Genomic DNA, 13,783 nt, shown 5'->3' on the forward strand with positions numbered 1-13,783 from the left:
ACTGTTCCTTACGCCTGTCACAAAAGCGCTCATGGGTTGTGCCGCCGCGATATTTTCGCGGCGGCACGAAATGCCTCAAAACGGGCGTTCAGGCCTTCCCGGCGCCCGCCGCATGCTTCTCCTCGAAATGCTTCAGGAGCCCGCTGTGGTCGACATCGCCGCCGCCATTGCCGACGAATTCCGCAAATTCCGCCCGCACCGCCTCCGTCAGAGGCAGGGTCAGCGACAGGCTCTCGGCGACGGCCAGGATATTGTTGAGATCCTTCAGCTGCAGCTTCGACGGTCCGCCATTGCCGTAGTTCCGCTCCACCATGCGCTGGCCATGCAGATCGAGAATGCGGCTCTCGGCAAAACCGCCGCGGATGGCGTTGCGGAAGGCTTCGCGCGAACCGCCACCGGCTTCCACCAGCATCATCGCCTCGGCAACGGCACCGATGGTGACGGCGACGATCTGCTGATTGCCGAGCTTCGCCAGCTGGCCCGTGCCGTCAGGTCCAACATGCGTCACGCGGCCGAGCGGCGCGAAGACGTCGGCAAGCTCGGCAACGACGGCGCCATCCCCACCCGCCATGATCGCCAGCGTTCCGGCCGCCGCCCCGACGACGCCGCCGGAAACCGGCGCGTCGAGATGGCGGATGCCGCGCTCGGCGAGCCGTGCCGCATGATCGCGCGCCGCCTTCGGCGCAATCGAGCTGCAGTCGATGACCGTCGCGCCCCGCGCCAGTACATCGGCAACGCCCTGCCGGAAGAGCACGTCCTCGACGGCATTACCGTCTGTGAGCATGGTGAAGACGACATCCGCGCCTTCAGCCGCCTCTCGGGCGCTGCCGACCACACGCGCGCCGTCCGCGGCAAGCGGTGCGGCCTTGCTGCCATCGCGGTTCCAGGCCGCAAGCTCAAAGCCCGCGCCGAGCAGCCGCCGCGCCATAGGGGCGCCCATCAGGCCGGTGCCGATAAAGGCGATCTTGCGCGTCGTGGTCATGGAATGCGTCCTCCGAGCTCGTCGTCGATATGAATGCGGATGATCTCGTCGAAGGAGCTGTCGGCACTGAAGCCGAGAGCGCGCGAACGCTTCGCCTCGAATGCCTCCGGCCAGCCGGAGACGATACGCATGATCAGCTCGTCCGGCTCGCGGCGGATGAGCTTCACCGCCTTGTCGCCGGCAACGCGCCTGAGAGCCTCGATCTGCTCTCCGACCGTGGCGCTGACGCCGGGCATGGTGAGGCTGCGCGCGGCCCCGAGCTGTGCAAGATCGATCCGCGCCGCCTGCAGCAGGAAGCCAACGGCCGAGCGTGGCGAAGCATGCCAATGGCGCACCGTATCGGGCACCGGCAGTACCGCCTCCTGCCCGCTGAGCGGCTCACGCAGGATACCGGAAAAGAAGCCGGAGGCCGCCTTGTTGGGCTTGCCCGGACGAATGCAGATCGTTGGCAGGCGGATGCCGATGCCGTCAAGGAAGCCGCGGCGGCTGTAATCCGACAGGAGCAACTCGCTCATCGCCTTCTGCGCGCCATAGCTCGTCAGCGGCGTCTGGTGGAAGTCGTCGGGGATGACCTTCGGGAAGGGCGAGCCGAAGACCGCCAGCGACGAGGTGAAGACGACGCGCGGCTTGTAGCCATCCTCGGCATTGGCAAGCCGGATCGCTTCGAAGAGTTCGCGGGTGCCGTCGAGATTGATGCGGTAGCCCTTCTCGAAATCGAGCTCCGCCTCGCCTGAGACGATCGCCGCCAGGTGGAAGATCACATCGGGACGCCCCGCGACGATCCTCGCCGCCTCGCCCGAAACCGAAATGTCGGCGGCCCAGGCTTTGACCTCACCGGCAAACCCTGACGGCCGCTCCGGCTCGATGACATCGACCAGCGACAGAGCCGCGATTTCGTGGCCATCCAGCCCCTTGTCCCTGACGAGACGCGCCGTCAGCTTGCGGCCGACCATGCCGGCCGCACCGATAATGGCAATATGCATTGCAATCCTCCGCTTCTCGCAGCATCGGCCTCTCTCCACCGACGTACGTTCATCAAAGACATACCCCCCTGACGGGGTGATGCAAATGAAAAAGGCGGGACCAAATGTCCCGCCTTGCTCTGTCTCTTTCATTGGCTGCCGCTTACTCGGCTGCTACCTTCATATGGTCTTCTTCATCCGCCGGATGATTGTCGTTGTGCTGGATGAGCGGACGGTTGCCCGCCAGCCTGCGCAGCAGCACGTAGAAGACCGGCGTCATGAAGATGCCGAAGAAGGTGACGCCGATCATGCCGGAGAACACCGCGACACCCATGGCGGCGCGCATTTCGGCACCCGCACCCGTCGATGTCACGAGCGGTACGACACCCATGATGAAGGCCATGGAGGTCATCAGGATCGGGCGAAGACGCAGGCGGCTTGCCTCGATCGCAGCCTGAACCGGCGTGCGTCCCTCGAACTCCAGCTCGCGGGCGAATTCCACGATCAGGATCGCGTTCTTCGCCGAGAGACCGACAAGGACGACAAGGCCGATCTGCGTGAAGATGTTGTTGTCTCCACCGGTGAGCCAGACACCCGTCAAGGCAGCAAGCACACCCATCGGCACGATCATGATGATCGCCAGCGGCAGCGTCAGGCTTTCATACTGCGCAGCCAGCACCAGGAACACCAGCAGCAGGGCAAGCGGGAACACGATGATGCTCGAGTTGCCGGCGAGGATCTGCTGGTAGGTCAGATCCGTCCATTCGAAGTCGATGCCCGATGGCAGCGTCTCCTTCAGGATCTTCTCGATCGCAGCCTGGGCCTGGCCGGACGAGAAGCCCGGTGCCGGACCGCCGTTGATATCGGCAGCAAGGAAGCCGTTATAGCGGTTCGTGCGTTCCGGACCGGTCGTGGCATCGACTTTCAGCAGGGCCGAAAGCGGGATCATCTGGCCCGATGCCGAGCGGACCTTCAACTGACCGATATCTTCCGGCTGGGCACGGAACTTGGCATCGGCCTGCACACGGACGCTGTAGGTACGGCCGAAGGCGTTGAAGTCGTTGACATAAAGCGAGCCGAGATAGATCTGCAGCGTCTGGAAGACGTCGGTGACGGAAACCCCGAGCTGCTCGGCTTTGGCCCGGTCGAGATCGGCATAGAGCTGCGGCACGTTGATCTGGAAGCTCGAGAAGATGCCTGCGAGTTCCGGCGTCTGGTAGGCCTTGGCGAGCACGGCCTTGGTCGCCTCGTCGAGTGCCTGGTTGCCGAGACCGGCGCGGTCCTCGATTTGCAGCTTGAAGCCGCCCGTGGTGCCGAGACCGTTGACCGGCGGCGGCGGGAACATGGCGATGAAGGCATCCTGGATGGAACCGAACTTCTGGTTCAGCGCCATGGCAATCGCTCCGCCGGACAGATCAGGCGTCTTGCGCTCCTCGAAATCCTTCAGCGTCACGAAGACGATGCCGGCGTTCGACGAGTTGGTGAAGCCGTTGATCGACAGGCCCGGGAAGGCGATCGCATTGGCGACACCCGGCTGCTTCAGCGCAATATCGGTCATCCGCTTGATGACGTCTTCGGTGCGGTCGAGGCTGGCGGCATCCGGCAGCTGTGCAAAGCCGATCAGATACTGCTTGTCCTGCGACGGCACGAAACCGCCGGGCACTGCGGTGAACAGGCTGTAGGTTGCCCCGACGAGCGCCAGATAGATGACCATCACGATGCTCTTGCGCGACAGGAGACCGCCGACGCCCTTGCCATAGGCATTCGAGCCCGAGCCGAAGGCACGGTTGAAGCCGCGGAAGAACCAGCCGAAGATGGTATCCATGAACCGCGTCAGCCAATCCTTCTTCGCACCGTGGCCCTTCAGGAGAAGTGCGGCGAGTGCCGGAGACAGCGTCAGCGAGTTGAAGGCCGAGATGACGGTCGAGATGGCGATCGTCAGCGCGAACTGGCGGTAGAACTGACCGGACAGACCCGAGATGAAGGCGAGCGGCACGAAGACCGCGACCAGTACCAGGGCGATCGCGATGATCGGACCGGACACTTCCTTCATCGCCTTGTAGGTGGCGGCCCGCGGGCTGAGACCCGCCTCGATGTTTCGCTCGACGTTTTCGACGACGACGATCGCGTCGTCGACGACGATACCGATCGCCAGCACCAGCCCGAAGAGACTGAGCGCGTTGATCGAGAAGCCGAAGGCATACATCACGGCGAACGTACCGATGATCGACACGGGGACGGCGATCAGCGGAATGATCGAGGCACGCCACGTCTGCAGGAAGATGATGACGACGAGCACGACGAGCGCGATGGCCTCGAGCAGCGTGTCGATGACCTTGTCGATCGAGGCGCGAACGAACTTCGTCGTATCGTAGACGATCTCGTACTTGACGCCTGTCGGCATCGCCTTCTGCAGTTCCTGCATCGTCGCATTGACGTTGTCGGCGATCTGGATGGCGTTGGAACCAGGAGCCTGAAGCACCGCGACGGCAACGGCAGGCTCGCCGTCGAGCAGCGAACGCAGCGTATAGTCGGCCGCGCCGAGCTCGATGCGGGCAACGTCGCGAAGACGGGTGATCTCGCCGTTGGCGCCCGTCTTGACGATGATGTTGCCGAATTCCTCAGGCGTGCGCAGACGGCCCTGGGCATTGACGTTCAGCTGCAGATCGACGCCCTGCGGGCTGGGCGACGCACCGATGATACCGGCAGCGGCCTGGACGTTCTGCGAGCTGATCGCATTGCTGATGTCGCTGGCGGCGAGATTATGCTCGGCAGCTTTCTGCGGATCGATCCAGACGCGCATCGAATAGTCGCCGGCGCCGAATACCTGCACCTGGCCGACGCCCTCGATACGGGCAAGGCGATCCTTGATGTTCAGGGTCGCGTAGTTGCGCAGGTAGGTGATGTCGTGATCACCGCCGGTCGAGACGATATTGACGACCATGATGAAGTTCGGCGAGCTCTTGACGGTCGTCAGACCAAGCGCGCGAACTTCGGCCGGCAGGCGCGGCTCGGCCTGCGAAACGCGGTTCTGAACCAGCTGCTGGGCCTTGTCGGGATCGGTGCCGAGCTTGAACGTCACGGTGACGTTGAGAACGCCGTCCGATGTCGCCTGGCTTGCCATGTAAAGCATGCCTTCGACACCGTTGATCTGTTCTTCAAGCGGTGTCGCCACCGTTTCGGCGATGACCGACGGGTTGGCGCCGGGATAGGTGGCGCGCACGACGATCGACGGCGGCACGACCTCGGGATATTCCGAAATCGGCAGCGAACGCAGGCCGATCAAACCTGCGACGACGATCAGAACCGACAGCACGCCGGCAAAGACCGGCCGGTCGATAAAGAATCTGGAGATGTTCATATCAAAGCCCTCTCCGGGGTGAACATGGATGCAACGTCCCGCTCCGGCAGCCTGGGAGGCCGCCGGTGGGTGGTATGAATGTGTAGAAAGACCCTCTCTGGCCTGCCGGCCATCTCCCCCACGAGGGGGGAGAAGATTCGCTGCACCGTCTTGCCCAATCGTGGCTTCGGCGGTTCGGCAGGCTGGCCCCTCCCCCTTGTGGGGAGGGGTTGGGGAGGGGTCTTACGCCGCGATCAGTTGGTCGCGACCTTCTCTTCCATCTGCGGCGCGACAACGGCGCCCGGACGGATGCGCTGCAGGCCGTTGACGACGATCTTTTCGCCGGCTTTCAGGCCGTCTTCGACGACGCGCTGGCCGTCATAGATCGAGCCGAGCTTGACCTGGCGGTAGCCGACCTTGTTCTCGCCATCGACGACGAAGACGAACTTCTTGTCCTGGTCTGTGCCGACGGCGCGGTCACTGATGACGATCTTGTTCTCGGCCTTCGGCTGGCCCATGCGCACCCGCACGAACTGGCCGGGGATCAGCTTGCCGCCCGGATTGTCGAAGACGGCGCGAACGGCGATCGTGCCGCTCGCAGCATCGACGACGTTGTCGACCAGCTGCAGCTTGCCCTTGATCGGCGTGCCCTCATCGGCAAGCGTGCCGACTTCGACCGGGATCTGCTCGACGGCAGGCAGGGCGCCATCGGTTGCCGGAAGCTCCGAGAGAGCCTTGGTGACCATCTCTTCGCTGGCGTTGAAGCTTGCGTAGATCGGATCGACGGAGACCAGCGTAGTCAGCTCGGGCGATGCCGAACCGGCGGCGACGAGGTTGCCGGCGGTGACTTCGATCTTGCCGATGCGGCCGGAAACCGGAGCCCGCACCTGCGTATAGTCGAGATCGAGCTGGGCGGACTGCAGGGCTGCCTGTGCCGAACGCAGACCCGCCTGCGCTTCGGCCAGCGTGCTCTGACGCTGATCGAGATCGCTCTGCGAGATCGTACGGTTGTCGGAAAGCTTGCGGCCGCGATCGAGCTCGGTCTGCGCCAGGCTGACCTTGGCGTCGGCAGAGGCCACCTGGCCCTGTGCCTGCGCCACGGCTGCCTGGTACGGTGCCGGATCGATGGTGAACAGCAGGTCGCCGGTCTTGACCAGCGCGCCTTCACGGAAATGCACGGACTGGATCGCACCCGCAACGCGGGGACGGACCTGAACGCGGTCGACGGCTTCGAGACGGCCCGAGAAATTTTCCCAGGCGGTCACGTCACGGTTCTGGACCAGGGCGACGGTGACCGGCACAGCGGGAGCCTGTGCGGGTTCCGAAGCGGCGGTCGCGACCGTGCTCATCGGCAGTTCGAAAAAGATGGCAGCGGCTGAAACAGACGCAGCAAGGCCTAGGCCGGCGCCCACGAGGGCCCAGCGCTTCTTTCTGGACGTCATCGGTATCTCTCCTTGCGGCCTCAACGGCCGCTCATTCACAACAAGACTTCAATGCAATTGGGGTTGGAGGCTTAACTCGCGGATGAAGCTTCCGAACTCGCGGCTGATGGTCGCCTGCCAGTCGGACACTCCATCCGTTTTCCCGCCGTAGAGTGACGGCCAGCCCTTCCCGGCGGGGAAAACGTGCTGGCGAACCGAAACTTCCGCCTTCTTGAGACGCGCGGCGTAGCCGAGGGTCTCGTCGCGAAGCGGGTCGTCTTCTGCTGTCATGATCAGCGCAGGCGCGACACCCGAAATCCGCGAGCAGAGGCACGGCGCCGCATAGGGGTGACAGCCGCCGCCGCTGAGATAATGGCTCCAGCCCTCGGTCCAGCGCTGGCGCATGCCGATGCCATCGGCCTTGCGGATCGACGACGTTCCCATGAAGGGATCGAGCAGCGGAGAAATCAGGATCTGGCCGTTCAGCGCATTGGCATAATGGTCACGGGCCTTGAGCGCGACACCGGCGGCGATATTGCCGCCCGCTTCCTCGCCGGCCACCAGCAGCAGCGAATTGCGGTCACCAAGACCGGACGCCCGCTTGTTTGCCATGTAGGAGAACAGCGAATAGCCGACTTCGAGCGGTTTCGGGAAAACACCGCCGAGCGGCGCGTTGTAATCGGCAACGACGACGATCGCACCGGCATTGGCAATGCTTTCGGCAACCGGATTGTCGAGAACGCCCGAGCTCTGGAAAGCGCCGCCATGGAAATACAGCACGATGGGCGAACCCTTGCCGTATTCGGCGCCCTGATAGACGCGCGTAGAGATGGGGCCGATGGCCACCTTCTCGAACACCATGTCTTTCACCTGCACCGTCATCGGACTTGTATTCCTGTTAGCTGCATAACACATGACGAAACGCCACGGCTTGCCAAACTTGTAAAAAACATATTGTTATTCAGGCCACGGAATAAGAACCGCCATTCTGATTACACTGTTCCGTATTTCGAATAATATCGCAGTGCAAACTGTGGAGATCCCATCATGGACCAGCTCTCGGCAATGCGCGCCTTCATCCGCGTAGTGGAGACGGGTAACTTTACACGGGCTGCCGACACCCTGTCGATGCCTAAGGCGACCGTGACCAATTTGATCCAGGGCCTCGAGGCCCATCTGCGCACCAAGCTGCTCAACCGTACGACGAGACGCGTCATGGTCACGACCGATGGCGCGCTCTATTACGAACGCGCCTCGCAGATCGTCTCGGAACTGGAGGAACTGGACGGCAGCCTTTCGAATTCGCAAAGCCTGCCGACCGGCCGCTTACGTGTTGAAATGGCAGGCGCTTTTGCCGATTCCATCGTTGTCCCGGCGCTCTGCGACTTCTACCAGAAATATCCCGATATCCGCATCGATCTCGGCGTCGGCGACCGCACCGTCGACTACCTCGCCGAGAATGTCGACTGCGCACTGCGCGCCGGCACCCCGGCCGATCAGTCATTGATCGCCAGGCGTGTATCCGAGCTCGAAATCGTCACCTGCGCAGCCCCGCTCTACATCCAGAAATTCGGCGAGCCGGAGCGCCCGCAGGACCTCGAAAACGACCATTACACGATCAACTATTTTCGCGCCCAGACGGGCCGCGCCCTGCCCTTCGAATTCGACCGCGACGACGAACATCTGGAGATCACGCCGCGCTATATGCTGGCCGTCAACGACGGCAGAACCTTCATAAGCGCGCTGACGACGGGATTGGGAATCGGGCAGACGCTGCGTTTCATGGCCCGTGACGCGATCAAGAAAGGTGAGCTGATCGAGGTTTTGCCGCAATGGTCGCGCGAGCCGATCCCGCTTTACATCGTTTATCCGCCGAACCGTCACTTGAGCAACAAGGTGCGTGTCTTCGTCGACTGGATGGTGAAGCTGCTGGCCGATGCGCGGCTGAACGATCCCTGAAAATGAAAACGGCCCGGAAGGGAGGGAAACCTTCGACGGGCCGTTTTTCATCGACTTTGAATTACGGGGCCAGCCGCGTCACCAGGGGAAATGACCCGGCAGGCCTTGGAGGTGGGCTTCGGAACGGAGACTTTCCGTCGCCCCTTGCCCAATAGATATAAGCCCTAATGCGAACTTTGTAAGGCGTTTGATTCGCATAGCAGTGTTCGCAAAAATGCAACAATCAAGCCCGGATCAGCCGATGACGGCGGGTTTCAGCAGATCCTCCAGCCCGACGCGGTAGAAGAGTTCGGCCCTGACGCGATCGGCAACGCCGTTGACGATCTCCGCCCCATCCTGCGACGGATCGATATGGACGCGGAACGGGCGCTTGCCGAACGGCTTTCCGACGACATCGACAATGGCGCGGGCAACCTCTTGCGGATCGGCATCGGCGGGTTCAAGTGCCGCCAGCCCCTGCAGCGCCTTGTCGGATATGCCTTTGTAGGGACCTTCCAGATATTCGGCGGCGCGGGCCGCATCGGCCGGTGAGCCGGAATGGGCGAAGTGATTGGTGCCCTTGGTGAATGCGCCGGGCACGATGATCGAAGTCTCGATGCCCCAGCGGGTCAGCTCGCTGGCATAGGAGACGGCAAGCGAATCCATCGCGGCCTTGGCAGCGAAATAAGGTGCCAGGAACGGCGGCGTGCCGCCACGGGTGCTCGATGACGACACCCAGACAATCAGACCCCTGCCCTGTTTGCGCAGCTGCGGCAGGGCGGCGCGGTTCAGCCGCTGGGTCGAGAGAACGTTGATGTCGAAAAGCTCGGCATATTGCTCGGGCGTGAACGCCTCGGCCGGGCCGAAGGACATGTGGCCGGCATTGTGGACGATGACGTCGAGCCGCCCGTTCTCGGCAACGATGGTCTCGACGGCCTGTGCGATCGAGGCGTCATCGGTCACATCGAGTTCGACACTGCGCAGATCGGCATTGTTTTCCTTCGCAAAGGCAGCCACATCCGCAACCGCCTTGGCGTTGCGGCTGGTGGTGGCGCGGATACCGGCATAGACGGTGTGCCCCGCCTTGGCGAGAGCCCGTGCGCTCATGGCACCGAAGCCGCTGGATGCACCGGTGACGACGATAACTTGCTTGCTCATTGTCCTGCTCCTTGTTCAATCGGTTGGGGGATAATCGCGAGAGTGGGAGGCGGGCACGGCCGCCTCCGGGATCGATCAGATCAGGCCGCCATTGGCGCGCAGCACCTGGCCGTTGATCCAGCCGCCATCGGGGCCGGCGAGGAACGACACGGCAGCGGCGATATCCTCGGGCGTGCCGAGACGCTCCAGCGGGTTCGCCTTCGCCATGCGGGCGACGAGCTCTTCGGACTTGCCGTTCAGGAAGAGGTCGGTGGCGGTCGGTCCGGGGGCGACGGCATTGACGGTGATGCCGCGGCCGCGCATTTCCTTGGCCATGATGCCGGTCATGGTTTCGACCGCAGCCTTGGTGCCGGCATAGACGGCATAGCTTTCGAGCTTCAGGCCAACGACGCTGGTCGAGAAATTGACGATCCGGCCGCCGTCGCGCAGGCGCTTGGCGGCTTCCCGCAGCGTGTTGAACGTGCCCTTCAGGTTGACGGCGATCTGCCGGTCGAAATTTTCGTCGCTGGCCTCGGCAAGCGTCGAAAGCATCATGATGCCGGCATTGTTGACGAGGACGTCGACACCGCCGAAGGCAGCCTCCGCCGCATCGAACATCCGGCGCACGGCCTCGGCATCGCTGACATCGGCCTTCGCCGTCAGCGCCTTGCCGCCCGCAGCCTCGATCTTGCCGGCCAGTTCTTCGGCAAGCGCCGCATTGCCGGAATAGTTGATGACGACGGTGAAGCCGTCCCTGGCGAGGCGTTCGGCAATTGCCGCGCCGATGCCCCGCGATGCGCCCGTAACGAGAGCGACCTTGTTGTCCTGATTAGCCATCTTCAGTCTCCTTCATGGATCCGCGCCGCAGCGCCGTTTCGATGAGGAGAAGATGCGCCTATCTTTCTTTCGGATAATCAGGCATTGTTCGGCATCACTATCCGGATAAAACGAACAAATGGACAGGTTCGATGCCATGCGGGTCTATTCCCGCGTCGTGGAGCGGCGAAGCTTCACCGCCGCCGCCGAGGATACCGGCCTGCCGCGCTCGACGGTGACGGATGCGGTGAAACAGCTGGAGGCGCGGCTCGGCGTGCAGCTCCTGCAGCGCACGACGCGCCATGTCAGCCCGACGCTGGATGGCGAGGCCTATTACCAGCGCTGCCTGTCGATTCTGGCCGATATCGAGGATGCCGAAGGCGCCTTTGCCGGCGCCAAGCCGAAGGGCATGCTGCGCGTCGATGTTCACGGCACGCTTGCCCGGCATTTCGTGCTGCCGAGCCTGCCGTCGTTCCTGGAGACCTATCCCGATATCGAATTCTACATGAGCGAGGGCGACCGGCTGGTGGATCTGGTGCGCGAAGGCATCGACTGCGTGCTGCGCGTCGGCATTCCGCAGGATAGCGACATGGTGGCGAGGCGCGTCGCCATGCTCGAGGAGATCACGCTGGCCTCGCCCGCATATCTGGAGCGCCACGGCATGCCCGAACATCCAGACAGGCTGGACGGCCACCGCATGGTCGGCTTCCGCTCCTCGGCGACGGGAACGCTGATGCCGCTGGAATTCACTGTCGACGGCAGGGTGCGTGAGATCACCATTCCGGCGACCATCTCGGTCAACGCCGCCGAAAGCCTGCATGCCGCCGCCCGCTGCGGCCTCGGCATGATCCAGGTCCCGCGCTATCATATCGAGCGCTACCTCGCGACCGGCGAACTCGTGCAGATCCTCAAGGATTATCCCTTGACGGAAACGCCGGTCTCACTTCTCTACCCTCGCAACCGTCAGCTTTCGCCGCGCGTGCGCGTCTTCATCGACTGGCTGGTGAAGATCTTTGCAGAGCACCGGCGCGATACGGGCAACGAGGGCGTCAGTTGAATAAAGAGGGATCGATCGGCACGGCTGCGCTCACAGGCGATGCGCTGCGCGGCTTCTTCGAGCGCGATGCGATAGCGGTGGCGCGAGAGCTGCTCGGCTGCCTGCTTCTGGTCAATGGCGCGGGCGGCAGGATCACCGAGACGGAAGCCTATTTTCCCGACGACGAGGCCTCGCACAGTTTCCGCGGCCCGACCAAGCGCAATGGCGCCATGTATGGCCCGCCCGCAAATGTCTATATCTACCGCATCTACGGCATGTACTGGTGCCTGAACTTCGTCTGCACGCCGGGTTCGGCGGTGCTGATCCGGGCGCTCGAACCGGAAACCGGCATCGCTGAGATGGCTGAGCGCCGCGGCACCGACCAGCTGACGGCGCTCTGCAGCGGCCCGGGCAAACTCTGCCAGGCGCTCGATATCGGCATCGCCATCAACGACCGGCCGCTCGACCGCGAGCCCTACGCACTCTTTCCCTCCGCCCCTGTCCCCATCGTCTCCGGCAAGCGGATCGGAATTACGAAAAATGCCGAAGCACCATGGCGCTTCGGCATTCAGGGATCGCGTTATCTCAGCAAGCCGTTCAGATAATTATTCCATCACCGCCGCATGATCCATCGGCGGCTGGGCGGCCTTCGGCTTGCGCAGCAGGAAGACCAGCGGCATGACGGCGAGCGACATCAGCATCAAGAGCTTGAAGTCGTCCATATAGGCGATGATCGTCGACTGCAGCGTGATGACATCGTTGAGCGCCGCACGTCCGGCCGCCGTCAGCGGGCTCAGCCCCTGCGCCGCCGTCGCATTGAAGGCATGGTTGAAAGGCGTGACATAGGCGGCGATCGACTCGTGATTGCTCTGCGTATTCTCGACGATCAGCGCCGAGACCACGGAGATACCGACCGACGAGCCGATGTTACGCGACAGGTTATAGAGACCCGTGCCATCGCCGCGCATCTGCGCCGGGAGCGTCGAGAAGGCCATCGTCGTCAGCGGCACGAACAGGAAGCCGAGACCGGCGCCCTGGATGAAGCCGACGGAGACGATCGTCCATTGCGAGACATCGGGCGTCCAGCCGGTCATGTCGTACATCGCCCAGGCCGTCAGGCCGAGACCGAGCGCCAGCAGCCAACGTGAATCCACCTTGCCGATCAGCCGCCCGACGATGAACATGCAGAGCATCGTGCCGAGACCGCGCGGACCCATGACGATACCGGCGGTGATGACGGGATAGCCCATCAACGTCTGCAGGTACGGCGTCATCAGCGCCAGCGAGGCAAGATAGGTGATGCCGATCACGAAGATGAAGATCATGCTGACGGTGAAGTTCTGGTCGAGGAAAAGCCTCGGATTGACGAAGGATTTCTCCGAGGTCAGCGTATGCACGACCAGCAGATAGAAGGCCGCGGCACAGACGATCGCCTCGATCACGATCTCGCCCGACGAGAACCAGTCGAGCTGCTCGCCGCGGTCGAGGAAGAGCTGCAGCGCGGCGATGAACAGGCTCATCATCCCGAAGCCGAACCAGTCGAGCTTCGCCAGCGCATCCCTCTTGGTCTCGGTCACGAAGATGACGATCCCGGCAAAGGCCAGCGCCCCGATCGGCACGTTGATATAGAAGACCCAGCGCCAGCTGATATTGTCGGTCAGCCAGCCGCCGATGACGGGGCCAAGAACCGGGCCGACCATGACCGAGACGCCGAACAGCGCCATCGCCGAGCCGCGTTCCTCAGCCGTGTAGATGTCGAGCAGGATGCCCTGCGACAGCGGCACCAGCGAGGCGCCGAACAGGCCCTGCAGCAGGCGGAAGGCGACGATCTGGTTCAGCGATTGCGCCAGGCCGCAGAGGACCGATGCAGCGACGAAGCCGACGATCGCCGTCAGCAGCACGTTCTTGCGGCCGAACTTGGCGGCAAGAAACCCCGACGGCGGCGTCATGATCGCGGCGGCGACGATATAGGAGGTGAGAACCCAGTTGATCTGGTCGGCGGAGGCCGAGACGCTGCCCTGGATATAGGGCAGCGCAACGTTGGCGATCGTCGTATCCAGAGCCTGCATGATGACGGCCAGGATGACGCAGGCCGTGATCGCGCCGCGGTTGGCGACAGGTGTCGCCGGGCTTGCGGGAGCGTTGCTCATG

11 protein-coding genes are annotated in these 13,783 nt (G+C 63.2%); 3 read left to right on the forward strand and 8 right to left on the reverse strand.

The window, feature by feature from the left end:
* Positions 1 to 88: 88 nt before the first annotated feature.
* From ABIE40_RS14865 to ABIE40_RS14885, 5 genes are all read right to left on the reverse strand, one after another.
* Complete coding sequence (locus ABIE40_RS14865; protein WP_199627705.1) at positions 89 to 982, reverse strand: NAD(P)-dependent oxidoreductase; 894 nt, start codon at positions 980 to 982, stop codon at positions 89 to 91.
* The gene (denD, locus tag ABIE40_RS14870) at positions 979 to 1,965 is read right to left on the reverse strand and encodes a D-erythronate dehydrogenase (protein WP_199627706.1); all 987 of its coding nucleotides are present in this window, start codon (positions 1,963 to 1,965) and stop codon (positions 979 to 981) included. Before denD ends, ABIE40_RS14865 begins: the two co-directional genes overlap by 4 nt.
* A gap of 142 nt (positions 1,966 to 2,107) precedes the next feature.
* Positions 2,108 to 5,305, reverse strand: a complete 3,198-nt coding sequence (locus ABIE40_RS14875; RefSeq protein WP_199627707.1) for an efflux RND transporter permease subunit — start codon at positions 5,303 to 5,305, stop codon at positions 2,108 to 2,110.
* A 233-nt stretch (positions 5,306 to 5,538) separates the two neighbouring features.
* Entirely contained in the window at positions 5,539 to 6,726 is a 1,188-nt protein-coding gene (locus tag ABIE40_RS14880; RefSeq protein WP_199627708.1) for an efflux RND transporter periplasmic adaptor subunit, read from the reverse strand.
* Positions 6,727 to 6,774: 48 nt separating this feature from the next.
* Positions 6,775 to 7,587 carry an alpha/beta hydrolase fold domain-containing protein gene (locus tag ABIE40_RS14885; protein ID WP_112720038.1) on the reverse strand — a complete coding sequence of 271 codons (813 nt, stop codon included), beginning with the start codon at positions 7,585 to 7,587 and terminating at the stop codon, positions 6,775 to 6,777.
* Positions 7,588 to 7,752: 165 nt separating this feature from the next.
* On the opposite strand from ABIE40_RS14885, the gene ABIE40_RS14890 reads away from it, so the two are divergent.
* The gene (locus ABIE40_RS14890) at positions 7,753 to 8,664 is read left to right on the forward strand and encodes a LysR family transcriptional regulator (protein ID WP_199627709.1); all 912 of its coding nucleotides are present in this window, start codon (positions 7,753 to 7,755) and stop codon (positions 8,662 to 8,664) included.
* 234 nt (positions 8,665 to 8,898) lie between these two features.
* Here ABIE40_RS14890 and ABIE40_RS14895 read toward each other — a convergent pair whose 3' ends face one another.
* Both ABIE40_RS14895 and ABIE40_RS14900 read right to left on the reverse strand, forming a co-directional pair.
* A complete protein-coding gene (locus ABIE40_RS14895; RefSeq protein WP_199627710.1) occupies positions 8,899 to 9,801 on the reverse strand; it encodes an SDR family oxidoreductase in 903 nt (300 codons plus the stop codon).
* A gap of 75 nt (positions 9,802 to 9,876) precedes the next feature.
* Positions 9,877 to 10,617 carry an SDR family oxidoreductase gene (locus tag ABIE40_RS14900; RefSeq protein WP_199627711.1) on the reverse strand — a complete coding sequence of 247 codons (741 nt, stop codon included), beginning with the start codon at positions 10,615 to 10,617 and terminating at the stop codon, positions 9,877 to 9,879.
* 118 nt (positions 10,618 to 10,735) lie between these two features.
* On the opposite strand from ABIE40_RS14900, the gene ABIE40_RS14905 reads away from it, so the two are divergent.
* Together ABIE40_RS14905 and ABIE40_RS14910 are read left to right on the forward strand one after the other, a co-directional pair.
* Positions 10,736 to 11,653 carry a LysR family transcriptional regulator gene (locus ABIE40_RS14905; RefSeq protein WP_130284028.1) on the forward strand — a complete coding sequence of 306 codons (918 nt, stop codon included), beginning with the start codon at positions 10,736 to 10,738 and terminating at the stop codon, positions 11,651 to 11,653.
* Positions 11,650 to 12,237 carry a DNA-3-methyladenine glycosylase gene (locus ABIE40_RS14910; protein ID WP_130284030.1) on the forward strand — a complete coding sequence of 196 codons (588 nt, stop codon included), beginning with the start codon at positions 11,650 to 11,652 and terminating at the stop codon, positions 12,235 to 12,237. The genes ABIE40_RS14905 and ABIE40_RS14910 overlap by 4 nt, the downstream gene beginning before the upstream one ends.
* On the opposite strand, the gene ABIE40_RS14915 is transcribed toward ABIE40_RS14910, so the two are convergent.
* Positions 12,238 to 13,782: a DHA2 family efflux MFS transporter permease subunit gene (locus tag ABIE40_RS14915; RefSeq protein WP_130284032.1), complete on the reverse strand. Its 1,545-nt coding sequence runs from the start codon at positions 13,780 to 13,782 to the stop codon at positions 12,238 to 12,240.
* Position 13,783 lies beyond the last annotated feature (1 nt).

This window comes from Rhizobium sp. OAE497, from assembly GCF_040546565.1.
In the GTDB taxonomy this organism is placed as follows: domain Bacteria; phylum Pseudomonadota; class Alphaproteobacteria; order Rhizobiales; family Rhizobiaceae; genus Rhizobium.